The following is a 24,368-nucleotide window of genomic DNA, read 5'->3' as shown; positions in this document are numbered from 1 at the left end:
TCTATACGGTTTCCATGGCTGTATCGCCCTGCGCTGGATGGTTTTGAGCGCGATGGCCCTCGGCGATGTCGCCTCGCGCGCAGCCATCCGTCCCGGTGGCGACGGGCGCATACACCTGGCGCAGATGCGCCGCCAGGCGCAGGGCCAGCGCGACGATGGTCAAGGTGGGGTTGGCTTGCCCGGAAGTCGGAAAGACGGCCGCGCCGGCGACGAAGAGGTTGCCCGCTTCATGCACGCGGCAGTCGGCGTCGACCACGCTGTCGCGCGGATCGCGGCCCATGCGCGCCGTGCCGATGTGATGGCCGCCGTAGGCGCCATAGCGCGTCATTTCCGTTTCAACCAGGGCGGGGTCGTACTCGAAGCTGCCAACGCCGCTTGCGTGCAAGGCGCTTGCCAATTCCGCCAACGCCCCCTGGATCGTCTCCACGTCACGCTTCGTGTAGCGCCAATCGACGTGCAAGCGCGGCACGCCCAGCGCGTCCGTGTCCGTACCGAGCGTCACGCGGCTGTCGACGTTGGGCTCCTGTTCGGCGTGAAAGTCCAGGCTGTAGCGGCGGTTGCGCGGATGCACGATGATGGAGGGGAACTTGCGGTCGGCAAGCTTGCGCTGTGTGAACAGGCGCCACATGAACGCCGCCGCGGACGGCATGCCCATGATCACGTTACCCAGGTGCCTGAGCCATAAGCCGAGGGTGCCCGGCGCATCGCCGTAGAGACGCTTGGCGTATTCGTACGGCACGATGGGGCGCGCCAGATAAAGCGCCGACAGGATGCTGCTGCCGTGCCCGGGATCGGCGATGCGCGGATGGTGCAGGCGCGCAATGAAGTTGCCGACCTGCAGGCGCCGCTGCGCCTCCGGTCGCAGGGCCAGGCGGCGCCGGCAATACACCCCTTCGTCCGACACCTCGTAGCCGTGCCATGCCGACGCCGCGCGCGACAGATCCACCGTCCCTATCGTGCCGGCGATATGGCACATGTAGTAGCGGCCCACCACGTCGTTTCGATTGCCCAGTCCCCGCCCGCTGGCGCCGGGACTGGCCAGCAGCAGGCGCGCCGTCTCCAGGCCACCGGTGGCCAGCACATAGGCGCGCGCCCGGACGGTGAAGGCGTTGCCGGACAGCGTGCGGACATGGGCAGCGCCGATTGCCGCGTTCCCTTGGGCATTATCGCGGGCATCTCCCCGCGCGCCGGGCGTACCGCTGTCCAGGCGGCAAAGATTGGCATGCTGGATCACCCGCACGGGCCCCAGACGCAACCGCTCGGCATAGCGTCGGCCAAAGTCCGTGGGCGTGCTGAAGCGCTCCAGCGTATTGGTCGTGAACGCCGGGCTTTCGAAGCCTTCTATCATCGGCCGTATCGGATGATGGAAGGCCGTCTCCACGGTATACGCGTAGTCGCCCGCCTCGCAGATCTGATTGGCCCGCGGGTAATAGGGCATCAAATCGTCCAGGCCGATGGGCCAGCCGCTGTGGGCGATGTATGGGCGCGGCTCGAAATCGATCGGGTCCAGCGGCATGCAGCGGCCGCCCCAGATCGTGGTCGAGCCGCCCATGCGGCGTTCGCGATAGCGGTCTGGTTCGCTGTGCAGGCGCGCATCCGGCACCGTGCCCCGATACAACGCCTGGGTGTCCTTCTCCACGCGCGGGCCGCCGCTTTCGAGCAGCACGACATCCAGGCCGCTGTCCATCAGGGCGAGCGCCAGCGTGATGCCGGCGGCGCCGGCGCCGACGATGCAGATGTCGGCGTTCAATACGGAACCCGAGGGGATCGTAGTGGCGTCCAGGATCATCATCTCGCTCCGGACGGGTGCGGCACACCGGCATGCAACCGGTGAACGGCAGGCTCCCGCATCATTAATGCACGGCGGCGTTCACCGGCAGCTTCAGTGTTTCATGCACGTGGCGCGCGGACTCAGAAGATGCGTTCGTTGACGTGAATGACATCGTCCGGCTTCACGGCGTCGGTCATCTTGGCCCGCTTCTTCGTAACCTCGCCAGTCAGCACGTCGGTGTGATCGATGTCGATGCGGCTATCCGAAGCCCGTGGCGTCAGGCCTCCGGCCAGCGCCAGCGCGCGCATGACGTTGAGCCCGTGGTCGATCGGGTAGGCGCCGGGCTTGCCGACTTCGCCGTACACGTAGAAACGCGGCGCCTCGGGCACGAAAACCACGTCGCCCGGCTGCAATTCCGTGTCCTGCACGGTCTGCGACGGCGACTGGCGGTTCCCTACGTACAGGTTGATGCGTTGGTTGCCTTGGCGGCGCACCAGCGTGGCCACGTCGCCGGCGCCGCTGCTCGCGCCACCGGCCATCGCCAGCAGCTCCAGCACCGACAAATGTCCTTCGATCGGGTAGCGTCCCGGCCGTTGCACCTGGCCCAGCACCGACACGATGCGGCTGCGCAGCGTCAGCACTTCCACCGCCACCTGCGGGTTGGTCATGAAACCTTTGCCGCGCAAGCCCTGTTCGATGCGTTTGCCGATGGCCGAGGGGGACAGGCCCGACACACGAACATTGCCCAGCATCGGCACGACCACCTGGCCGTCGGCATCGACGGTCACGCGCGCTTGCGCGCCGCCGGTGCCCATGATGTTGATGCCCAGGGTATCCCCGGGCCCGACCGCGCCGATCGCGCCATTGACGGTCTGCTCCGTCGCGTCGTCGGCGGGCGCCAGCGCGGAAGATGCCGGCGCGTCGGCGCGCCTGGCGGCAGCGCCGGATACGACGCCGTCGTCCGGCAGGCGGTTGCCGGCGGCGTTGTGTTCCGAGCCGCGGTCGCCGCTGCCTGTCTTGGGCGCGGGCATCGCAGGCGGCGGCGTGTAATTGCTGTTGGCGGCGGACACCACCGGCGCGGGCGGAGGGGCATACGGCTTCTGGATCGGCGTCGCGCGCGGGGACGCCGTGGTCGGCAGGGACGGGACCGGCGCCGGCATGGTGTAGGAGGGCGACCGGACCGGCGCGTTGTAGCGGCCGTAGTCGCCGGTGGGCAGCGTTCTGTTGTCGGAAACCGACGCCGGCGCGGAGTCTTGTAGCGACGGCGCAACAGGAGATGCGACCGGGTCGGGGATGGGCGAGTCCTGGGCGCGAACAGGCGCAGACAACCCCAGCACCGCGCTCAATACCGCCATTCCTAACCCTGCTTTCAGGCCCGCCACTCCGTCCTCCGGTCGTAATTCGTTCCGCGCGGGGTAATAGTAGCCGATGCAAACTCTCACACGGAGTGTTTTTAAATACAATAACCGAGCGGCTTTCCTCCGCCATCGGGAGCAGGAAACTCATGCATGAGTATGAGATCCTACTTAAAAAGCCTACCTACTTACGCACCAGGTACTACCCTTGCCCAGTCCAGAACATGTATCTGCATCTTTCGCGCTGGCGAGCGGTGAAACCTTGGCCGTACCCAGCGTGCGCCTGTTCGACCTCGACATCGCGGCGGTATCCTTCGCTACCGCGGTGGAGCGCCTTTCGCAGGCCGCCTTGCGGCGCGATGGCCATGCGCGCGTCGTGGTGACGCCCAATGTGGACCACTTGACCCGCCTGGACAAGTCGCCGGAGTTTCGCGAACGCTACAGCAAGGCGGAGTTCATTTTCGCCGACGGCATGCCGGTGATCTGGGCCAGCCGCTGGCTGGGCAAGCCTTTGCCCGAGCGCGTCACCGGCGCCGACCTGTTCGTTGCCTTGTGCAGGAGAGCGCAGCGCGGGCATTGGCGCGTGATGCTGTTGGGCGGAATGCCAGGCACGGAATCCAAGCTGCTGGACGGCTTCGCACGCTTTTTCCCGGGGATGGACATCGAGATCGTCGCGCCGTCCATGCGCTTCGATCCCTACGGGCCAGAGGGCGAATCGTTCGCGCAGAAGGTGCGGGAACAAGCGCCGGACCTGGTTTTCCTGTGCGTCGGGATGCCCAAGCAGGAGAATTGGGCGTTTCACTACGCGCCGACGCTTCCGGGCGGCATCGTCCTGTGCGTAGGCGCCGCCATGGAGTTCGCCATCGGCCTGCAGCGCCGGGCGCCCAAGTGGGTGCAGGGCATCGGCATGGAATGGGCATGGCGCCTGGCCGGCAGTCCCCGCCGGCTCTGGCGCCGCTATCTGGTGGATGACACCCGTTTCTTCGGTTTGTGCTTGCGGCAATGGCGTAACCAACGCGGTTCGAAAGCAGCGCCGTGAGGTGGGGAATGCGCCGGACCCTGGCAGCCGCCGGCCTGGCGCTGTGCGGCGCCCCGGTGGCCGGCGCACCCGGTCCCGCTGAATGGGCGGTTCAACTCGGCAGTTCCTACCAATACCAGAACAATCCGGCGCGGCTGCCTGATTCTTCGTCCGACATCCACGGCGCGGGCATCTCGGTCAAATCCCTGGGGCTGGGTTTGCGCATGCCCTTGCTGTCCGACGATACCCGCCTGGACATCGGCGGCACGCTGAGCGACGCGCGCTACACCAGCAACAAGCAGTTGGATCATCAACCGCGCAATCTCCTTTCCACCCTGTACTGGCGCGCTACGCCCTTACTGGCTGGTCGTTTCGATTACGGCTACCAGAACCAACTGGCCTCCAACCTGGGCTTGACCTGGCCGGACCGCGATCTTCAGGCGCGCGACAACAAGTCGGCCGAGATCGGCCTGCGCATCACCGACCGCCTGACGCTGCCCGTGATCAGCGTGTTCCGGAACGGCACCCGTTACGATCAGGCATCGAACCAGACGCTGTACAACCGCACGGACACGGGCTGGCAGTTGTCCGGACGCTATGCGGGCTACGGGCGCTCCATCGCCCAGATGGGGCTGCGGCATACCAATGTGGACTACTACGATCGCACCGCCGCGCTGGTGTCGACCATCGACAACCGCTACACCGACAACGAGGCCTTCCTGGGCGCGCGCTGGGACTACAGTCCGAAGACCCTGCTACAGGGCCGTATCGGTCTGCTCAAGCGCGACTACGACAACCTGACGGATCGGGACACGCGGCTGTTTACCTTCGAAGGCCGGGCTACCTGGGACTACTCGCCCAAGACGCGCGTGGACCTGCACCTCTGGCGGCGGCCCTATGCCTATGACGATGACCCCACCGTCCTGTATTCCGTGCAGACGGGCGGCCTGGCCGCCTTCACCTGGCGTCCCACGGTGAAAACCGCGCTGAGCCTCGGCATCGAGCACAGCCGGCAGCGCAATACCGCCTTCACGGGGGGCGATGGAGAGGTCTTGCAGATCTGGCGCCTGGGCGCGCGGTTGCAATGGCAGCATACGGAAAATCTGCGCTGGATCATGGACGTGTACCATGACCGCCAGCGGGGCAACAGCACCCAGGACAGCTATAACCAGAATTTCGTGCGGATCGGCTTCGAATACACCTTCGGCAGCCGCCAGAAGGAGAGCCTGCGCAAGATGATGCAGCCGGCCGACTGCTTGTGGCGCCGCCCGGACCTGGCCATGTGCGACCCGATCAACGAGGAGCCGTGAGCGAGCGTCATCCGTCGCCCGGTCAATACGCGTTGCGATCCCAGAGAATCACCAGTACCGTGCGGGCCAGGATCTTCAGGTCCAACTGCAGCGACCAGTTGGCGATGTAGTAGCGGTCGTATTTCACCCGGCGCTGCATCTTTTCAGGGGTATCGGTTTCGCCGCGCAGGCCGTGTATCTGCGCCCAGCCGGTGATGCCCGGCTTGACGCTGTGGCGGAGCATATAGCCGCGGATCATTCGACGGTACAGTTCGTTGTGCTCGGCGGCATGCGGGCGCGGCCCGACCAGGCTCATGGTGCCCATTATCACGTTGAAGAGCTGCGGCAATTCATCCAGCGAGGTCTTGCGCAGGAAGCGGCCGACACGGGTCACGCGCCTGTCGCCCACTTGCGCCTGGCGCAGGGAGCCGTCGGCTTCCTTGCCCGCGCTGGCGGTCATGGAGCGGAACTTGAACACCGTGATGGGCCGTCCGCGTTCGCCATAGCGCTTCTGGCGAAAGATCACGGGCCCCGGCGAGTCCAGCTTGATGGCGATCGCCGCGGTCAGCATGACGGGCGATAGCAGCACGATCATTGCGCCGCCGAGCACCAGGTCCATGGCCCGCTTGATGCTGCGCGACAGGCCCACCATATGGGTCTCGTGCAGCGCCAGCAAGGGCACGCCCGCTATATCCGCGCTGGTGGCGGTGAGTTCGTCCAGGAACGGCGACTCTGGCATCAGGTAGATGGCCGACGTGGAGTCGTAGAGCCGGCTCATCAGTTCGGCGGTCATCGGCTTTTCCTTCTCGTCGTCCAGCGTCACGAAAGCCATGCCGAATTCGCCCGCTTCGATGTGCGAAATCGCGTCGGGATAGCGGCCCAGGTATTTGGGCACGGACGATTCGCCGTCGCACGGCGCCACCGGTTCATCCGCGTAATAGCCCGCCACGTAAATGCCCAGGATGGGCGAACGCTGCAAGCGCATGGCCAGTTTGCGGGCCTCGGGGCCCATGCCGAAGAACACGGCGGAACGCCGGCTCGCCGGCGAGTTGTTGATGCGATAGGCCACGCGCCGCAGGCAGAACAGGCCCAGCACTTGCAAGGGCAGCGCCACCGCGGCCCATTGCAGCGTCAACATGCGCAGCCAGTTTGGATCGGTATGGGCGCGGGGCAGGAAGAAGAGAGCGGCCACGCCGAGGAAGAGCACGTTGAACCAGCGCATGATCCCGCGGCCCAGCATCCACCACATGTTGCGCGCGCTGATCAGCAGCGTGAAACGCGAGTAGACGTAGAACGCGCTGGCCGCCAGGATGGCCGGCACCCAACTGAGGAATACCGGCGAATCGATGCCGTGCACGCCCGCCAGGATAAGGAAAGCGCCGCCATTAAGCAGGGCGCAGACCAGCCCGACGAGGGCCATGAAGGAACGATGTGGACGGGTAGGGGGCGCCGGCGAGAGCATGATGTCGAGAATTGGGGGATCAGCGGCCGTAGACGTCGTCGAACCGCACGATGTCGTCCTCGCCCAGGTAGGGGCCCGATTGCACTTCGATCAATTCCAGGTCTATCGAGCCCGGGTTCTCCAACCGATGCTTGACGCCCAGGGGGATATAGGTCGACTGGTTTTCGGTCAGCAGGAAAATCTCGTCGCCGCGCGTCACTCGCGCGGTGCCGGTCACCACGATCCAGTGTTCGGCGCGGTGATGGTGCATCTGCAGCGAGAGGCGGGCGCCGGGCGCGACGCGTATGCGCTTGACCTGGAAGCGGTCGCCCCGGTCGATCGAATCGTAGCTGCCCCATGGGCGATAGATCATCCGGTGCGCCGACGCTTCAGGCCGTTTCGCGGCGTTCAACCGGGCGACGATGCGCCGGACTTCCTGCACCTTGTCGCGGGCGGCCACCAGCACGGCGTCGGCGGTTTCCACCACCACGACGTCATCGACGCCCAGCAAGGCCACCAGCCGCTGGCTGGCGTAGGCGTACACGTCGTGGCAGTCCTCGGCCAACACGTCGCCGCGCAAGGCGTTGCCGTCGGCATCGTGCGGCGCCAGTTGCCACAGCGAGGCGAAGGAGCCGATATCGCTCCAGCCCGCGTCCAGCGGCACCATGACCACGTCCGCGTCGCGCTCCATGACGGCGTAATCGATGGAATCGGACGGGCATGCGGTGAAGGAGGCCTGCTCCACACGCAGGAAATCCCCGTCGCGGCGCAGGCCGGCCATGGCGGCGCGGCAGGCGGCGTGGATGTCGGGCCGATGCGCCTGGAGGGCTTGCAGATAACGCGAGGCGCGAAACAGGAACATGCCGCTGTTCCAGAAATACTGGCCGCTAGCGAGATACTGCTCTGCAGTGGCGGCGTCCGGCTTTTCGACGAAGGCCTCGACAGAAGCCACGCCGTCCCGCGCGGCGCCGGCGCGTATGTAGCCGTATCCCGTCTCCGCATAGGCCGGCCGCACGCCGAATGTCACCAGACGGCCCGCCTCGGCGGCACCGCGGGCGACGCGCACGGCCGCGCGGAAACGCTCGCCGTCGGTCACGGCATGGTCGGAAGGCAACACCAGCAGCAAGGCATCTTCGCCGTCTGCGGTGGCGAGCAGGGCAGCCAGCGCGATGGCGGGCGCGGTATTGCGGCCCACGGGTTCAAGCAGGATGGACGGCTCGCGCAGCCCAATCTGGCGCAATTGCTCCGCCACCATGAAGCGATGCGCTTCATTGGCGACAAAGATCGGAGGAAGTTCGTCCAGCGGGGAAGCACGTTCCCAAGTGGCCTGCAATGCCGAAACATCTCCCAGCAAAGGCAGAAATTGCTTGGGGTAGCCAAGCCGCGACAACGGCCATAAACGGGTGCCCGAGCCACCAACCAACAGCACGGAGCGCAGCTTCAGCGGAGTACTCGACATCTGGACTCCCTCGCGAACCACGACCGTCAACTGTTGCGGCGCGGGTACGGTTCGTTGAGCACTGCGCCTGGAATCCAAGCCTTTCGTACATCAACTCGATGAACCATTCTACGTAACCGCTATCGCCACAATGGGTATTTATATATAGAAATTTAAGTAGAAGTAATACAAAAAATAGTCTGCTTCAGCGGGGCATGAACGGGCCTGCCAGCCCCGCCGTTTTCCCTTGCTGATCCGTATGGGGCCTATAGGCAGGGCCACGGAACATTTCGGTTTTGCAATGATGCTGTTCCGTAATCTTCCATTACGTGGATGTCGGAATTTCGCGGCCCTCATGGCCTGTCCCGAGCGCCGTGTTTGCTTCGAGAACGAATGCCTCGACCACGTCGGAACGGCGTCCCGATCGATGCCAGAGCACGCCGAAGCGCCGCAATGCCTGGGGCGCGGGGACCGGCAAGCGGGCGATGCGCAAGCCGTGCAGGAGCGGCGAGTCGATGTCGGGCACCAACGAGACGCCCAGCCCTTGATCCACCATCAAGGCGATCGCCAGCAGGGAACTCAATTCGAATCGCTCCCGTGGCGCGATGTCGTTGTCACGCAGGAAACGTTCGGCCTGCTGGCCGCCGCCCAGGGAGCGGTCGTAACGCAGGAATGGTTGCTCCCGCAGGAGTTGCAGGGGGCGCTGTTTCGCCAGCCGCGCGGGGGCCAGCACGATGAGCGGTTCCTCGCGCCACTGGGCCCAGCTAAGCGACTTGGGCAAGCGAAAAGACGGGTGCAGGCAAACCGCGACGTCGATGACCTCGTCGCGCAATGCTTGCACCAGATTCTGCGTCGTTCCCGATTGGATGAAGACGCGGACATGGGGATGCGCGGCATTGAATTGCCCCAGGGCGGCCGGCAGGAACCCGTGCAAGGCGGTATTGATGGTGCCCAAGCGCAAATCCCCTGAGGATGTGTCGCTATGGGCCAGATTGAGCAGCGCTCTTTCCTCGCGCAACAGCGCTTGGGCGCTCGAAAGCAAACGATGTCCGGCGGCCGTGGGCATCATGGTCCGGCCGGCGCGCCGCAGGAGCGTGACGCCGATGTCCCGTTCCAGCGCCTTGATCTGCTGGGAGATCGCCGCCGGCGTCAGCGATTGGCGGCGCGCGGCCTCGGCCAGCGATCCGGGATAGCCAAACAGACTTGGTCGAGGCGGTGCTTCCATGGACACTACCCGCCGATGGAAGCGCGAGGCCGTCTGAAGGAAGGGCCGGCGCATGCTTCCAAGACTATTCAGGAGACTCGTGTTGACTATGCACCGACGCGCGGCGATTCGCGCATTGGGACTGCTCCCGCTGGCCTGGACCTTGCCCGGCAAGGCCGCCGACAAATATCCCGCCGGCCCCGTGCGCATGATCGTGCCTTTCCCTCCCGGCGGCACCACCGACGCGAATGGACGCATCATTGCGCAAGCGCTGGCCCAGGCGCTCGGCGGGAACATGGTGGTCGAGAATATCGCGGGCGCGGCCGGGACCATAGGAACGGCGCAGGCCAAGCGCGCGAAGCCGGACGGGTACACCTTGCTGTTCGGCAATATTTCCACGCAGGCCATCAGCGCGGGGCTTTATCCCGATCTTCCTTATGATCCCTTGAAGGATTTCGCGCCCATCGCCCATACCGGCAAGCTGGTGAATCTGCTCGTCGTTCATCCGTCGCTGGGCGTGAAGTCGGTGCCGGAATTGATCGCCTATGCGAAAGCCAACCCCGGGAAGCTGAGCTACGGCTCGTCGGGCATAGGCGGGACGCCGCACCTGAGCGCGGAGCTTTTCAAGCAGCGGACCGGCACGGACATGGTGCATATTCCCTACAAGGGAGGCGGCCCGATGCTGGCCGATCTGCTCGGCAACCAGGTGCAGCTCAGTTTCGCCAACCTGCCGGACCTGCTGCCCCACGTCCGCGCGGGAAAGTTGATCGCGCTGGGGGTGACCTCGCGCGAGCGCTGGCCCAGCGTGCCGGACATACCCAGCATTCAGGAACAAGGCGTTCCCGACTTCGACATGACGTCCTGGATGGGCTTGTTCGCGCCCGCCCGCGTGCCGGCGCCCATACGCGAGCAACTCGTGCAGGCAACGCTGGACGTACAGAAGAAGCCGGAAGTCATCCACCGCCTGTCCGAATTGGGCTTCGTCGAGGAACCGATGGGCGGCGAGGCGTTCAGCGCCTACGTCGCGCAGCAGGTCAAGTTCTGGTCGACGTTCGTGAAGACGGCAGGGATCAAGGCGGAATGACGGCGCGGTGACGCCAGGACGAATGTGATGGAATTCATGGTCAAGGAGGCCGGCCTCCTGCGTATTCGCAGCCTTCCCCTCAGGCGGGAAGCGCGCGGCAATGTATTGATGATTCACGGCGGCGGGCAGGACTGGTGGGTATTCGAGTCCTGGATGCGCGCTTTCGCGGCGGCGGGCTACGCGGCCCATGCATTGTCGCTGCGTGGCCACGGCGACTCATGGCCGATGCCGGATGCCGAATTCTGCGCGTTGAGCGTCGACGACTATTGCGCGGATATCGTGCAGGCCTGCAAGGCGCTCGGCTTGACGCGCGCCTGCCTGATCGGCCATAGCCTGGGCGGCATCGCGGCGCAACTGGCGGCCCAGCAACTGGATTGCGGCGCGCTGGTCCTGGTGGCGAGCGCGGGGCCGGCGGCGCTGGGAACGCGGCGCGGCCTGCTTCCCCCCGATCGTCCCGTGGTGCGCATCGCCCAGGAGGCCCGCGAGCGCTATTTCCATAGCGCGAGCGCCGACGTGGTGGAAGCCACCATCCGCCGGCTGATTCCCGAATCGCCGGGCGCATTGAACACGTCGGGCGGGCGCGCCGTGGTCGACGCCGCCAGGATCCGCTGCCCGGTGCTCTCCATTTCCGGCGCGCGGGACGCCACCGACGTGCCGGGCGCGATGCAACTGGCGCCGCTGTACGGCGGCAGCGCCATCGTCCTTGCCGATACCGGCCACAACATCATGCAGGAGCGCAGCGGCGGCTTGGCGTGTGAAATGATCCTGGCGTGGCTGTCCAGCCTCCAGGACTGAACAGCCTCCACGACTGAAGCGTCAGGCCACCTGCTGCGCGTTGCCTTGCGGCGTCCACAGGCGGCCCGGCACGGCCGCCAGCAGCGCCCGGGTATAGGGATGGCTGGGGGCGCGGAAGATGCGCGCGCTGTCGCCCTGTTCGACGATTTCTCCCGCTTTCATGACGGCGATCCGGTCGCAGACTTGCGCGGCCACGCGCAGGTCGTGGGTGATGAACAGGATGGAAAGATTCAGCCGCGCCTGCAGGCGGGCCAGCAGCGCCAGGACCTGGGCTTGCACCGAGACGTCCAGTGCCGACACCGGTTCGTCGGCGACCAGTATCCTCGGCTCCATCGCCAGCGCCCGCGCCAGGCCGATGCGCTGCCGCTGGCCGCCGGAGAACTCGTGCGGATAACGGTCGAGGGCGTCGGCGCCCAGCCCCACCAGCTCGAACAGCTCGCGCGCCTTGTCCCAGGCCTGCCGGCGCGGCACGCCATGCGCGAGCGGGCCCTGCGTGACGATGTCGCCCACCCGATGGCGGGGGTTGAGCGATCCATACGGATCCTGGAAGACCATCTGCACCCGCGCCGCGTGACGGCGGCGATCGGCGGCATGCTTCAGGTTCACGGTCTCGCCGTAGACCTGCATCTCGCCCGCGTCCGGCGTCAGGAGCCCCAGCACGTTGCGGGCCAGGGTCGACTTGCCGGACCCGCTTTCGCCCACGATGCCCAGGGTGCGGCCCGCGGGCAAGGTCAGCGACACGTTCTTCACCGCGTGCGTCACGCGCGCATGGCGCTTGAGCCAGTGGCGCTTGCCATAGGTCTTGGACAAGCCCGCGATCGCCAGCGCGGCCGGCGGGTTGCCGGCCTGCTCGCGCGTGGCGGGTTGCAGCGGCGGCACCGCGGCGATGAGCGCGCGCGTATAGCCGTCGGCCGGATGGTTCAGGACGGCGTCGGCGGCGCCCATTTCCACCAGCCTGCCTTGCCGCATGACGGCCACCCGGTCGGCGATCTCCGCGACCACGCCGAAGTCGTGCGTGATGAACAGCACCGCCGTTCCCTTGCGCCGTTGCAGGTCGTGGATCAGGTGCAGGATCTGCGCCTGTGTCGTCACGTCCAGCGCCGTGGTCGGCTCGTCCGCGATCAGCAGCCTGGGTTCGAGGGCCAGCGCCATGGCGATCATGGCGCGCTGCCGCTGGCCGCCCGACAATTCGTGGGGATAGGCGCGCGCGGCCGCGGCGGGATCGGGAATGTGCACCGATTCCAGCAGCGCCAGGGTGCGCGCCTGGATTTCCCCGCGCCGCAACGCGGTGTGGGCGCGGAACACCTCCGCGATCTGGTCGCCGATGGTGCGCAAGGGGTTGAGCGCGGTCATCGGCTCCTGGAAGATCATGCCGATTTCCTTGCCGCGCAGCCGGCGCAGACGCTCCGGGCCTGCCGCCAGCAAGTCCTCGCCTTCCCAGACGATGCGTCCGCCGCAGGCCTGTACGCCTTCGGGCAGCAAGCCCATGATGGCGCCGGCGGTCATCGATTTGCCGGAGCCGCTTTCGCCCACCACGCAAAGGATCTCGCCCGCGCGCACCTCCAGGTCGACGTCGGCGAGCGCGTGTGGGCGGTCGGCGCCGGCAGGCAGCGCGACGGTGAGATTGCGGATGGAAAGCAGGGCGGTCATGGCAGGGCGTGGTTCAGGAGAAATGGGGGCGCTCAGAGGCGCTGGCCGCCGGTGGCGTCGATGCGCTGGCCGGTCACCCAGCGTCCGGCGTCGCTGGCCAGGAAGGCCACGATGTCGGCGATGTCGCCGGGCTGGCCCACGCGGCCCAGGGCGACGGTCCGCGCGATGGCCTTGGCCGTTTCGGGGTCGCGCGCCCGCGTGTTGAGGTCGGTGGCGGTGGCGCCGGGCAGCACGGCATTGACGGTGATGCCGCGCGCGCCGAGATCCGCCGCCAGCAGCAGCGTCAAGGCTTCCAGGCCCGCCTTGGCCGGCGCATACACGCTCATCTCGGGATAGGCGGCCCGGGTGCCCATCGAGGAGATATTGACGATGCGGCCGCCGTCGCGCAGCACGGGCAGCAGTTTCTGGATCAGGAAGAAGGGCGTCTTCAGGTTCACCTGCAGGACCCGGTCGAAGTCCTCCGGTTTCACGTCCGCGATGCGGGCGCGCAGGCCCACGCCGGCGTTGTTCACCAGGATGTCCAAGGCGTCGGCGCCGGCGTCGCGCAGGATGGAAGCCAGGCCCGTCGCCAGCACGTCGTATCCGTCCGCCGCGGCAAGGTCCGCGGCCACGGTCCAGGCCTGGCCCCCGCGCTCGCGGATCTCCGCGGCCAGCGATTCGGCCGCGGCGCCGGCCTGCTTGTAGTGGATGACGACACGCGCGCCCTGTTCGGCCAGCGCCGCCGCGATGGCGCGGCCGATGCCGCGGCTGGCGCCCGTGACGAGGGCGATCTTTCCGGTCAATTCGAATCGGCTCATGCGGAGACCTCCTTTTCATTGCGGTTCCAGGCCTGCGTGGCCTCGAGTTCGCGCGCCAGGCGCGCCAGGGCATTGCGGTCCACCTTGTTCGTCCCGGCCCAGGGCAGTTCCGGCAGGAAGTGGAAACGGCGGGGGTGTTGATAGGCCGGCCCATGCGCAAGGGCGAACCGCTTGAGCGCGTCCGCGTCCAGCTCGCTGCCGGCGCGGCGCACCACGAAGGCCACGGGGACGTGGGCGCGTTCCTCGTCCGGCAGGGGCACGACGCTGGCCTGGCTGACATCGGGATGGCGCTCCAGCAGTTTTTCCACCTCCACCGGATAGATGTTCTCGCCCGAGCAGACGAACATGTCGTCGGCCCGCCCGACGAAGTAGAAGAAACCGTTCTCGTCGCGCCGCATGACGTCGCCGCTGTCGTACCAGCCGTCCTTCAACACCTGCGCGCTTTTCTCCGGCAGGTTGTGATAGCCCGACAGCACGGCGGGATTGCGCATCAGCAGCACGCCTTCGTCCGCGTTGGGACCGTCCGCCAGGCGCACCTGTGCGGGATCGAGCGGATAGCCGAGCGCCAGGTCAGGCGTGGGAATCCCGTCGGGGTGCGGGCCGAAGACGGCGGGGCCCGCCTCGGTGGTGCCGTACCCGTGGCTGAACTGCGTGCCGGGAAAGGCGTCGCGGATGCGCCGCAGGAGATCCCGCGTCATGGGCGCCGACCCCAGCATCACGCGCTTGAGGGCGGAAAAATCCCGGCCCCGCAGGCGCGCGGGGTCCTTGACGATGCGGGCGAACATGGTCGGCACGGCGGTCAGGATGCTGATGCGGTAGCGCTCCAGCGCATCGACGTAGGCGTCGACGTCGAAAGCGGGCAGGATGACGAGGAGGGCGTGCATGGCGAACGCGCGCTTCGCCATGAACAGGCCGTTCATGTGGAACAGCGGCTGGGCCAGCAGGAAGCGCTGTTGTTCCGGCGGGCGCGGCTGCGACGTGGCCCGCAGGGCCCATAGCTGGCCGGCATGCGTCAGCGGGACGCCCTTGGGCTTGCCGGTCGATCCAGAGGTGTACAGCATCTGGCCGACCTCGTCGGCGGCGGGCCGCACGCTTGCGAAATCCGCGGGCGCGATGCGCGCGGCGAAGCCGTCGGGGCCGTCGTCGTCGAAATCCACCACGGGCACGCTGGCGGCGAAGGCCTCGCGGCGCGGTCCGTCCGTAAAGGCCAGGGCGATGCCGGCGTCCCGCAGGACGTAGTCCAAGGTCTCCCGCGGCTGCTTGATGTTGATGGGCACCGCCACATAGCCGCCGCGCATGATGCCGAAGTAGCTGATCAGGTATTCCGCCCGGTTCAGCGAGGCGATGGCCACGCGGGCGCCGCGCGGCAGTCCCTGGCCTTGCAGCCACCGCGCGACGCCGCCCGCCAGGGCGCGCGCTTCGGCGTGGCTGTAGGTGCGGGGCGGCTCGCCGTTGCGCAGGTCGGCGATGGCGGGAATGTCCAGGGGCAGGGCGGGGTCGTTCAGGTCGCCGAGGTTGTAGAGGGAGTCAGCCATGATGATGCGTGGAGGATGGGGTTTCGGAAGACCGGTTTCAGCGCTTGCGCAGCTTCGGGTTCAAGGCGTCGTTCAAGCCGTCGCCGACCAGGTTCAGCGCCAGCACGACCAGCATGATGGCCACGCCGGGCACCGCGCACAGATACCAGGAAGAGCGGATCAGGCTGCGGCCTTCGCCCACCATGCGCCCCCAACTGGCGACGTTGGGATCTCCCAGGCCGAGGAAGGACACGACGGATTCGTAGAGGATGGCGCCGGCGACCACCAGCGACGCCATGACGATGACCGGCGGCAGCGCGTTGGGCAGGATTTCCCCGAACACGATGCGCAGGGGGCTCAGGCCCACGGCGCGGCAGGCCTGGACGAATTCGCGCTCCTTGAAGGAGAGGAACTCGGCGCGGGTCAGGCGGGCGATGGGCGGCCAGGACACCAGGCCGACCGCCAGCGTGATGTTGCCGATATGCGGGCCCAGCACGGATACGATGGTCAGCACGAAGACGACGTTGGGGATGATCTGGAACAGCTCGGTCAGCCGCATGAGCGCTTCTTCCGTCCAGCCGCCGATCCATGCGGCGGCCGCGCCGACCGTCACGCCGATGGCGGTCGCCGTGGCGGCCGCGACCAGCCCGATCAGCAGGGTGGCGCGCGCGCCGTGCGCGATCATCGCCGCGATGTCGCGGCCCATCGCGTCGGTGCCCAGGGGATAGCGCCATGAGGAAAAAGGCCACGTCTCGGGTGCCGCCACGATGCGCAGCGGGTCGCCCGGATACAGCAGGCCGGCGCACAGCGCCAGCGCCAGCACGATCAGCAGCAGTATGGCGCCGGCCAGCGCGCCGCGGTTGCGGGCGAAGCGGGAAAGGAAGGGGGCCGCGCGGCGGCGGCGCGGGACGTGCGCCGGCGGCAGGGTGACGGTGCGATTCATATCAGCGCGCCTTGATGCGCGGGTCGAGCCGCGCATACAGGATATCGACGAGAATATTGGCCAGGATCACCACCGCCGAGCTGAGGACCAGGATGCCCAGCACGACGGGGTAGTTGCGGCTCATGACGCTGTCGAACAGCACGCCGCCGATGCCCGGCCAACTGAAGACGGCCTCGACCACGATGCTGCCGCCCATGACGGCGCCCAATTGCAGGCCGAACAAGGTCACCACCGGCAGCAGGGCATTGCGCGCGACGTGCCGCAGCACCACGGCGCCGCGCTTGAGGCCTTTCGCGTATGCCGTCCGCACGTGGTCCATGCGGCTGACCTCCAGCATCGAGGCGCGCATGACGCGCGCGTAATTGGCGCTGTAGAACAGCCCCAGGGTCAGCGCCGGCAGCGTCAGGTGATGGAGGATGTCCCATGCCTGCGTCCAGAAGCCTTCGTCCAGGCCGATGGTGACCATGCCGCCGACCGGGAACCAGCCCAGCTTCACGGAAAACAGGATGATGGACATGATGCCCAGCCAGAAGCTGGGCGCGGCGAAGCACAGCACCGCGAAGACCGAGACCGCGGTGTCCCACCAGGTGTTCACCTTCATCGCCGAGACGATGCCCGCCGCCGTGCCCACCACCACGGCGATGGCCAGCGCCGCCAGCATCAGCAGCAGGGTGGCCGGCAGGTGTGCCAGGATGACGTCGATCACGGGCAGGTTGTGGCGGTAGGAATAGCCGAGATCCAGGCGCGCCACCGACGCGACGTACTTGACCAGTTGCATCGCCGGCGGCTGGTCCAGGCCATAGGTCACGCGCAGCCGGTCGATGAGCGCCGGATCGGTGACCTGCTGCTCGGCGGTCATCACGTCGAGGAAGGTGCCGGGCACCATCTGGATCAGGGTGAAGTTCAGGACCACCACGCCCAGCAGCAGCGGGACGGCCTGGACCAGGCGGCGCAGGATGAGACCGAGGATCATGCGCCGGCCTCAGGCGTCCAGCCAGACGTCGTCCAGCGATTCGCCCTGCACGTTGGCGCCGGTGGTGAAGTTGCGCACCTTCTTGCCGGCCAGGGTGTAGGACTGCATTTCCACCAGCGGCACGATGGGCACGTCGGTCGACGCCAGCCTGGCGAAATCGGCGGCCAGTTTCTTGCGCGCCGCGGGGTCGGTTTCGACGGCGAGGCGGCCGACGAGGTCGTCCATCTCCTTGCTCGAATAACCCGTCGCGTTGCGGAACGCCGCGCCCTTGACGATGCCGTCGGTGGTGAAGAACTGCGTGACGGTGGGCACCAGTTCCAGCGGCGCGGTGAAGTTGGAGACCGCGATGTCGTAGTCGTAATCGCCGTAGATGCGCTTGAGCGCGGTGGCGCGGTCGGCGGAATCCAGCTTGACGGCGATGCCGACGTCTTCCAGCGCCTGTTTCAGGTACTGGCCCAGCTTGGCGTTTTCCTCGAACCATGCCGCCGCCAGCAGGTTCACCGTGAAGCGCTTGCCGTCCTTCACCGGCAAGCCGGCGGCGTCCAGCAGGGCGGCGGCCTTGCGGGGATCGAAGTCGTAGCGTGGCACGTCTTCCGTGTGGAACAGCGTGTTGCTGCTGAAGACCGGCGAGGTGGCCGGCTTGCCGCGGCCGAAGTAGATGGTGTCCACGATGAACTGGCGATCGATGGCGTGCAGGATGGCTTGCCGCACGTCCCTGCGCTTGACGATGTCGCGCCGCTGGTTGAACTCCACCGTGACGGTCCAGGCGGAGTTCTCGTAGCCGCGCGTGTCCAGCGTCACCTTGCCGGTCTTGACGAGGCGGTCGATGTCGCGGGCAGGCACGGGGTTGGAGTAGGCCAGCCCCAGTTCGCCGGTTTCCAGCGCGGCGCCGCGCGAGGCGGGGTCGGCCCACCAGCGGATGATCAGCTTGTCGACGTAGGGACGTCCCGCGCGCCAGTAGTTCTCGTTGCGCGCGTATTGCACATGGCTGCCGCGCACCCACTGGCCATACTTCCACGGGCCGGTGCCCACCGGGGTGTTGTTCAGAGGATTGGTGATGATGTCCTTGCCTTCGTACAGATGGCGCGGCAGGACCAGTTGATATTGCCCGGCCAGCATGGACTTCAGGAAGAACTCCGGCGTCGGCCGGTCGAAGGCGATGACCACGGTGTGGCTGTCGGCGGCCTCCACCTTGTTCAAGGCCTTCAGGGCGATGCCGGCGGAAATGGGCTTCCAGTGCTGCTGGAAGTTGAACACCACGTCACGGGCGTCGAAATCGGCGCCGTCGTGCCACTTCACGCCCTTGCGCAGGACGATGGTGTATTCCCTGAAGTCCGCCGACGGCGTGACGGATTCGGCCAGCACGGGTTGGAAAACCAGCTTCTCGTCCAGCTTCAGCAGGCGTTCGAGTATCTTGGTGGATGTCTGGAAGGGGCTGGAGCCGCCGCCGCCGGGGACGAACAGCGCCTGGGGTTCCAGGCCGCCCCAACTGGCCACCAGCGTGCCGCCGCGGCGAGGTTGCGCCGCCTGCGCGAAAGCCGCGGACGGCCAGCCAGGGCTGGCCGCGAGCGCCGCGCCGGCGGCGCCTCGAATCAGGAAGTCGCGACGCGACAGGCCTTTGTTGCTCATGATGTTTCCTTCGTGGCGATGCGATGCTTCGATGCAATACTCATGCGCCCACCAGCACCTTGCCGAAGACCTTGCGGTCTTCCAGCGACGCCAATGCCTGCGCACCTTGTTCCAGCGGCCATTGCCGGTCTATCAGCACCTTGAGCCGCCCGCTGCGCACGAGTTCCAGCAGCCGGTGCAGGTCTTCGCGCTCCCAGCCGTTCGAACCGAAGATCTTCAGCTCGAACGTCCAGATGAAGCGCAGGTCTTCCTTCGGGTCGAAGCCGGCGGTGGCCCCGCAGGTCAGTATCCGGCCGCCCAGGCGCAGGCAGCGCAGCGACTTCACCCAGGTATCGCCGCCGGTGAAATTGACCACGACGTCGACGCCGCCGCCTTGCACGCTGCGGCGCCGCGCGGGCTTGCCATAGCGCGCATGGACCGCCTTGGCGAAATCTTCCTCCGTATAGAGGATGACGTCGTCCGCGCCCAGCGCGCGCAGCTTGTCCGCCTTCTCTTGCGAGCCGGCGGCGGCGATGACGAACGCGCCCGCCAGCTTCGCGAGCTGGACCGCGCATACGCCCACGCCGCCGCTCGCGCCCAGGATCAGGACTTTCTCGCCGGGCTGGATCTGGCCGACTTTCTCCATCATGCGTAGCGCCGTGCCGTAGGCGACTGGCAGGGCGGCGGCCTCGGCAAAGCTCACTTCGTCCGGCAGCTTGATCAACTGGTGCGCGCCCACGCGGCACCGTTCGGCCAGGCCGCCGTGGATGGTCTCGCCGACGAGGCCGCCGTTGACCCGGTCGATGGGGTCGACGAGGACGCGGTCGCCCGGCTTCCAGTCCTTGACCGCGGCGCCGACCTCGGCGATTTCGCCCGCGACGTCCAGGCCGATGACGATGGGGAAGTCCAGGCGTATGCCCGGCATGCCGCGCCGGGTGAAGACGTCGTGATAGTTCAGCGAAGAGGCGCGCACGCGGACGACGACGTCATCGGGGCCGGGCTTGGGATCGGGGAAGTTCGGGTCCAGCGTCAACTTTTCGTTGGCGCCGTGTTCGTGCAGGACGATGGCTTTCATGATGCGGGTCGTGGAGATTCAATGCCAGGCGGCCAGGCCTTGCAGGGCCTGGTCGGTGATCGCGATGCCGTGACGGATGACGGCGCGGCGCCAGATGCCCGAATAGGGCACGAAGGCGTCGATGAGGTCGGCGCGCAGTTGCCGGTCGCGCAAGTCGTCGGGGTCGCGCCCGGCGCGAAAGCGCAGCCATTGGTCCAGGCGCAGGGCCTCGCGCATATGCAGTCCGCGCGTGCCGAATTCGATCACCGCGCCCGCCACCTTGCGGCCGGGCAGGAAGGCCTCGACGCCGCGGAACACCAGTCCTTGATAGTCGGGGCGAGCCAGGCCGTGCGGGCGTTGGCCCAGCACGCGGTCGCGGCCCCACCAGCGCACCGCCTGCGCCTGTTCCTCGCTGCCGTCGGCGTTGAAGCACAGGAAGAAGGGTTCGCCGTATTCGCCGATGCCGGTGTGCCAGTCGATGAAGGCGACTTTTTCGGCATGCCCGAGATGGTCCTGGAGGATGCGTTCCAGCGTCAGGTTGGACCATTCGCGCTGCCGGCCGCCGTAGACCAGTCCCTGGGGATGGCGGTACTGGCCGCTGGCGAGGGCATTGAACGCCGCGTCGTCGCCATGGCGGGCGCGGAACGCCTCCAGGGCTTCCTTGACGGCGGCCTGTCCCGCTTCCGTCCACGCATCGGGGATCAGGTGCGGATGCAGTTCGTCGTAGGCAGCGTTGGCGGGATAGGGCCTGGCGTGGTCGACGAAGTTGCGGTTCAGGTCGACGTTGTTTTCGGTCGTGCGTGTCTGATGGGCCCAGCCATAGGGGTTGATGGCATGGACCAGCACCGCGTTGGTGTCCGGCGGCAGGGACGCCGCCGCCGGCGTGGCCAGCCAGGCGAGTTGGGCCGCCGAGCCCGCGGCGCCTTCCAGGCCATGGGTGCCGCTCAGCAACAGGAGCGTACGGGATGCGTCGGCCGGTCCGAGACGGGCCACGTCGACGCTCAGTTCCGCGCCATCGGGCGCTTTATGGTCGGGGTGCGCGTATCGATGCAGGGCGGCGCCGGCGGCCCGCGCCTGCGCGACGAAGCGCGCGCGGCCGTCGGCATAGTCCACGGCGAAGGCTTGCCAGCTTTCCAGGCCGCCGCTCACGACCAGGCCTCCTGCGCGAAGACTTGCAGCGTGCCGGCCGCGTGCGCCGGATCCACGACGATCTCGCCGTTCGCGCCGGCATGGGTGGACACGCCATTGCGTGCGAGCACCTGGCGCGTCGCCTCGATGTCGCGCACGCCGATGACGGAGCCGGCCAGCCACCCCTGGTCCGGGACCGCCGGCGGCTGGATGCCCGCATAGCGGGCGGAGAAGGCGGCGGGCGTGAGGAATTGCAGGCGCAGCGTTCCCCGCTGCAGCAGCCAGCCGTCCTCGCCGGCGCGTCCGATCGAGATATCGCCGAACGCCTTTCGGTACTGCTCGCGCAGGCTGGCGGGATCCGGGTGCACGGCGATCAGCGCCTCGATGCGCCGCGCCGTATTCGCATGGTCCTGCCATTCGGGGCGGAAGACGAGATGGCGGGTCTTGTGGCCGCAGGTGAAGTAATCGGGCACGCCGAAGACGCCATCGGGGAAATTGAGATTCAGCCACGCCGCGTCCTCGGCGCCTTGCGGCAAGTGCACGGGGCGTCCGCCGGCGACAGGCGCGTCGGCCTGTATGCCGACCGTGGCGAGTTCGCGCTGCACCGCCGCGCTATCCGTGGTTTGCAGGGCGACCGCGACCGGTCCTTCGTAGCTATCCGGATACCGCTTGAAGCGCGAGGTCGCGCGCAGTTCGGGCGGGAAGTACAACAGCTCCAGATAGTTGGCGTCGAGGATCAACGTCTGGTTGCGCGTGCCGGCGTGATGGCGGCCCTGCGGCGCCAGGGAGAAACCGAGTTTTTCGTAAAGCGCGGTGGCGGCGTCCAGGTCGTTGACGCGGATGATGTAATGGTCGAGCCCGGTCACGGAAGGCAGTGACATCGAGTGCTCCTTGGTCGCTGAGGAGCTATCAAGAATCGCACGCGGGATGGCGGCCGTGAACGAACGGTTGCTTATGTCAATATGTATGAACCCGGGGGGGCGGGGATCGCGGGGTCGAGCGATAATCCCGTCGCCATGTGCTTATCGCCGCATACGCTTCCGTCGCATACGTCTCCACTGCATACGCTTCCACCGCATGCGCCCGCGCCGCCGACGACGGCAATCGACCGGTCCGGTCCGGTTCTGGGACGTTTGCTTATTTCCACATGGTCTTTGTTCCGCATCCGCCGCCTCGCTACCATCGCGCGTCCGCGGCGTCCCGTGCCGGTTCGACGATCAATCTCAACGCTTATCCTGGTAGCAGGCATGAAATTTCCCTTTCGCTCCTTCCGTACGTCCTTCTTCGGTCCGCGCATCGCGGGCGCCCTGGCGGCGCTGTCCCTGGCCATGGCGGCGCCCGCGCATGCCGAACGGGTCATCCACATCGTGGTTCCCTACGGTCCGGGCGCGACGCAGGATGCCGTCGCCCGCACCTTCAGCAATGAGCTGGCGCAAGCGCTGGGCGCCAACGTCGTGGTGGACAACCGCGCCGGCGCCGGCGGCACGCTGGGCACGGCCCTGGTGGCGCGCTCGGCGCCCGACGGCAACACGCTGGTGCTGGCCGCCGCCAGCCACTACCTGGCCGGCCACCTGTACGCCAAGCTGCCTTACGATCCCGCGGCCGACTTCGTCGGCGTGTCCTACCTGGGCCGCACCGGCTACGTGGTGGGCGTGTCGGCCCCGTCGGGCATCGACAGCCTGAAGACGCTGATCGCCCGCGCCAAGGCCGAGCCCGGCAAGCTCAACTACGCCTCGGCGGGCAACGGCAGCGCCTCGCACCTGGCGACCGCCTTGCTGGCGGCCCGGGCCGGCGTGACCTTGCAGCACATCCCCACCAAGTCCACCGGCGACGCCGTCACCGAGTTGCTGGCCGGCCGCGTCGAAGTGGTCACCGGCGCCACGATAGGCATGCTCGCCTATCGCAACGACCCGCGCGTCAAGCTGCTGGCCTATTCCGGCGAGAAGCGCAGCGAGTTCCTGCCCGAATTGCCCACGGTGGCCGAGGCCGGCCTGCCGGGCTACGTGTTCGATTCCTGGCTGGGCCTGCTGGCGCCCAAGGGCACGCCGCCCGCCGAAGTCGAGCGACTGAACGCGGCGGTGGAAAAAGTGCTGAAGGACCCGGTGGTGCAGAAGCGCCTGGCCAGCCTGGGCGTGGAAGCCGGCACGCTGCCGGTCGCGCAATTCCAGGCGCTGCTGAAAGAGGACAACCAGAAGGCCGGCGAAGTGGTCAAGGCGGCCGGCGCGCGCATCGAGTAAGCCATCACATCCTCGTTTCCGGATCGCCCGCATGTCCGCCGCCTGGTCCATGCCGGTGGAGTTCGCGCCGCCGCGCCTGGCGGTGGTCATCGACAAGCACACCTATACCCGTGAACTGGTCATGGCCAGCGGGCACGTCGGCATTTGCGTGCCCGGCGCCGCCTTCGCCGACAAGGCGTACGCCGTCGGCAGCAGCTCGGGCCGCGACCTGGGCGCGGGCGTCTTCGTCTGCGCGGGCCGGACCGTGCGCGCAAAACCGCTGGCCTGAGGCCGGAAGGGCGCGCGGTGTGGCTTTGTTACATCAGCGCGGCCACGAAAGATGTACGGCAGGTCTCGAACGTTTTAAGGTGTTGCCTATGCAGGTCCTTGCACAGGAAGGGGCATGGGCGCTCGGGCATTTGGCCGAGGGGCGCCCATACGATGAGACGAGGCCAGGACATGAACGATAGGAATTCCAGCGACATCGGCCGCATCCGGCCGCACGGCGCGGCGGCGCTGTCCCGCTCCACCGGCCGCGTGGTCATGCGGACATGGCGGCTGCTGGCGGGCATCGTCGCCTTGCTGCTGGCCGCCTGGGCGGGCGCCAGCGCATGGTCGCAATTGATGCGGCCCGTGGAGCAGCAGAACGTATGGGGAATCGCCGCCGGGCTCTTGCTGGCGTGGGGCGCATGGTGGCTGCTGGTGTCGAGCTGGCGCTCCTTCTTCGGCCGGGCGCCGCGCAAGGCGAACGACGGCCAGGCCTGAAGGCCCGCCGTCCGGCGCTATCCCACGGCGATACGACGCTAGTCGTGATATTGCAGCCGCAAGGGCGGCGTTTCGTGATCGAGCAGGCGCTGGTGCGCTTCCTGGATCAATTCTCCCTCCGCCGCGCGCAGGGCCGCGCAGCCGGTCAGCCCGGTCCGCGCCTCCACCTTGCGCAGCACCTCCGCGCTGCATAGGCAGACCACATAGCGCCGGCCATCCTCCAGCCAGAACTTCGCGCCGTTTTCACAGACCGAGATTTCCCAAATGGTCGCAGTCATGGTGTCTCCTGTCCCATCCCGCTACCCGCGCGTCGCGCCGCACTGTC

At 67.4% G+C, this 24,368-nt stretch carries 21 protein-coding genes and 1 pseudogene; 7 read left to right on the top strand and 15 right to left on the bottom strand.

The window, feature by feature from the left end; all coding sequences use genetic code 11:
- Position 1: 1 nt before the first annotated feature.
- The gene (locus tag CAL29_RS19115; RefSeq protein WP_256977579.1) at positions 2 to 1,792 is read right to left on the bottom strand and encodes a GMC oxidoreductase; all 1,791 of its coding nucleotides are present in this window, start codon (positions 1,790 to 1,792) and stop codon (positions 2 to 4) included.
- 119 nt (positions 1,793 to 1,911) lie between these two features.
- The gene (locus CAL29_RS19110) at positions 1,912 to 3,126 is read right to left on the bottom strand and encodes an SLBB domain-containing protein (protein WP_094854636.1); all 1,215 of its coding nucleotides are present in this window, start codon (positions 3,124 to 3,126) and stop codon (positions 1,912 to 1,914) included.
- Between the two features lie 262 nt (positions 3,127 to 3,388).
- On the opposite strand from CAL29_RS19110, the gene CAL29_RS19105 reads away from it, so the two are divergent.
- Both CAL29_RS19105 and CAL29_RS19100 read left to right on the top strand, forming a co-directional pair.
- The gene (locus tag CAL29_RS19105; RefSeq protein ID WP_256977578.1) at positions 3,389 to 4,165 is read left to right on the top strand and encodes a WecB/TagA/CpsF family glycosyltransferase; all 777 of its coding nucleotides are present in this window, start codon (positions 3,389 to 3,391) and stop codon (positions 4,163 to 4,165) included.
- An 8-nt stretch (positions 4,166 to 4,173) separates the two neighbouring features.
- Entirely contained in the window at positions 4,174 to 5,454 is a 1,281-nt protein-coding gene (locus CAL29_RS19100; RefSeq protein ID WP_094854635.1) for a hypothetical protein, read from the top strand.
- A gap of 22 nt (positions 5,455 to 5,476) precedes the next feature.
- Here the strand turns inward: CAL29_RS19100 and CAL29_RS19095 are convergent, their stop codons facing one another.
- The 3 genes from CAL29_RS19095 to CAL29_RS19085 form a co-directional block, all read right to left on the bottom strand.
- Complete coding sequence (locus CAL29_RS19095) at positions 5,477 to 6,853, bottom strand: undecaprenyl-phosphate glucose phosphotransferase (RefSeq protein ID WP_094854634.1); 1,377 nt, start codon at positions 6,851 to 6,853, stop codon at positions 5,477 to 5,479.
- Positions 6,854 to 6,914: 61 nt separating this feature from the next.
- A complete protein-coding gene (locus CAL29_RS19090) occupies positions 6,915 to 8,333 on the bottom strand; it encodes a mannose-1-phosphate guanylyltransferase/mannose-6-phosphate isomerase (RefSeq protein ID WP_094854633.1) in 1,419 nt (472 codons plus the stop codon).
- A 304-nt stretch (positions 8,334 to 8,637) separates the two neighbouring features.
- Complete coding sequence (locus CAL29_RS19085) at positions 8,638 to 9,537, bottom strand: LysR family transcriptional regulator (protein ID WP_094856748.1); 900 nt, start codon at positions 9,535 to 9,537, stop codon at positions 8,638 to 8,640.
- 88 nt (positions 9,538 to 9,625) lie between these two features.
- Here CAL29_RS19085 and CAL29_RS19080 point away from each other — a divergent pair, with 88 nt between their 5' ends.
- Together CAL29_RS19080 and CAL29_RS19075 are read left to right on the top strand one after the other, a co-directional pair.
- Complete coding sequence (locus CAL29_RS19080; protein WP_256977855.1) at positions 9,626 to 10,600, top strand: Bug family tripartite tricarboxylate transporter substrate binding protein; 975 nt, start codon at positions 9,626 to 9,628, stop codon at positions 10,598 to 10,600.
- A gap of 27 nt (positions 10,601 to 10,627) precedes the next feature.
- Positions 10,628 to 11,395: an alpha/beta fold hydrolase gene (locus CAL29_RS19075; RefSeq protein ID WP_094854631.1), complete on the top strand. Its 768-nt coding sequence runs from the start codon at positions 10,628 to 10,630 to the stop codon at positions 11,393 to 11,395.
- Positions 11,396 to 11,416: 21 nt separating this feature from the next.
- Here CAL29_RS19075 and CAL29_RS19070 read toward each other — a convergent pair whose 3' ends face one another.
- Genes CAL29_RS19070 through CAL29_RS19030 form a run of 9 tightly spaced genes read right to left on the bottom strand, consistent with a single transcriptional unit; the run spans position 11,417 to position 21,943 of the window.
- Positions 11,417 to 13,045: an ABC transporter ATP-binding protein gene (locus CAL29_RS19070; RefSeq protein WP_094854630.1), complete on the bottom strand. Its 1,629-nt coding sequence runs from the start codon at positions 13,043 to 13,045 to the stop codon at positions 11,417 to 11,419.
- A 32-nt stretch (positions 13,046 to 13,077) separates the two neighbouring features.
- Positions 13,078 to 13,842 carry an SDR family oxidoreductase gene (locus CAL29_RS19065; protein ID WP_094854629.1) on the bottom strand — a complete coding sequence of 255 codons (765 nt, stop codon included), beginning with the start codon at positions 13,840 to 13,842 and terminating at the stop codon, positions 13,078 to 13,080.
- Positions 13,839 to 15,377: a class I adenylate-forming enzyme family protein gene (locus tag CAL29_RS19060; RefSeq protein WP_094854628.1), complete on the bottom strand. Its 1,539-nt coding sequence runs from the start codon at positions 15,375 to 15,377 to the stop codon at positions 13,839 to 13,841. Before CAL29_RS19060 ends, CAL29_RS19065 begins: the two co-directional genes overlap by 4 nt.
- 37 nt (positions 15,378 to 15,414) lie before the next feature.
- Positions 15,415 to 16,299 (bottom strand): ABC transporter permease, encoded by an 885-nt coding sequence (locus CAL29_RS19055; protein ID WP_094854627.1) that lies wholly within the window; start codon positions 16,297 to 16,299, stop codon positions 15,415 to 15,417.
- A gap of 1 nt (position 16,300) precedes the next feature.
- Entirely contained in the window at positions 16,301 to 17,272 is a 972-nt protein-coding gene (locus tag CAL29_RS19050; RefSeq protein ID WP_094854626.1) for an ABC transporter permease, read from the bottom strand.
- Positions 17,273 to 17,281: 9 nt separating this feature from the next.
- Positions 17,282 to 18,901: an ABC transporter substrate-binding protein gene (locus CAL29_RS19045; RefSeq protein ID WP_094854625.1), complete on the bottom strand. Its 1,620-nt coding sequence runs from the start codon at positions 18,899 to 18,901 to the stop codon at positions 17,282 to 17,284.
- Positions 18,902 to 18,941: 40 nt separating this feature from the next.
- Positions 18,942 to 19,955, bottom strand: a complete 1,014-nt coding sequence (locus CAL29_RS19040; RefSeq protein WP_094854624.1) for a quinone oxidoreductase family protein — start codon at positions 19,953 to 19,955, stop codon at positions 18,942 to 18,944.
- Positions 19,956 to 19,973: 18 nt separating this feature from the next.
- Positions 19,974 to 21,083 (bottom strand): M14 family metallopeptidase, encoded by a 1,110-nt coding sequence (locus tag CAL29_RS19035; protein WP_094854623.1) that lies wholly within the window; start codon positions 21,081 to 21,083, stop codon positions 19,974 to 19,976.
- Complete coding sequence (locus CAL29_RS19030; RefSeq protein WP_094854622.1) at positions 21,080 to 21,943, bottom strand: VOC family protein; 864 nt, start codon at positions 21,941 to 21,943, stop codon at positions 21,080 to 21,082. Before CAL29_RS19030 ends, CAL29_RS19035 begins: the two co-directional genes overlap by 4 nt.
- A gap of 447 nt (positions 21,944 to 22,390) precedes the next feature.
- On the opposite strand from CAL29_RS19030, the gene CAL29_RS19025 reads away from it, so the two are divergent.
- The 3 genes and pseudogenes from CAL29_RS19025 (at position 22,391) to CAL29_RS19015 (ending at position 24,043) form a co-directional block, all read left to right on the top strand.
- Positions 22,391 to 23,299: a tripartite tricarboxylate transporter substrate-binding protein gene (locus CAL29_RS19025; RefSeq protein ID WP_256977854.1), complete on the top strand. Its 909-nt coding sequence runs from the start codon at positions 22,391 to 22,393 to the stop codon at positions 23,297 to 23,299.
- A gap of 31 nt (positions 23,300 to 23,330) precedes the next feature.
- Positions 23,331 to 23,507 (top strand): annotated as a pseudogene (locus CAL29_RS19020) (flavin reductase); the annotation flags it as partial.
- A gap of 230 nt (positions 23,508 to 23,737) precedes the next feature.
- Positions 23,738 to 24,043 (top strand): hypothetical protein, encoded by a 306-nt coding sequence (locus CAL29_RS19015; protein ID WP_094854620.1) that lies wholly within the window; start codon positions 23,738 to 23,740, stop codon positions 24,041 to 24,043.
- A 38-nt stretch (positions 24,044 to 24,081) separates the two neighbouring features.
- On the opposite strand, the gene CAL29_RS19010 is transcribed toward CAL29_RS19015, so the two are convergent.
- Positions 24,082 to 24,321: a hypothetical protein gene (locus CAL29_RS19010; protein ID WP_094854619.1), complete on the bottom strand. Its 240-nt coding sequence runs from the start codon at positions 24,319 to 24,321 to the stop codon at positions 24,082 to 24,084.
- Positions 24,322 to 24,368: the final 47 nt, after the last annotated feature.

Origin of the sequence: Bordetella genomosp. 10 (assembly GCF_002261225.1) — a bacterium.
Lineage (GTDB): Bacteria > Pseudomonadota > Gammaproteobacteria > Burkholderiales > Burkholderiaceae_B > Bordetella_C.
Note: the sequence above shows the minus strand (reverse complement) of the source record. Positions and strands in the feature narration are given on the sequence as shown.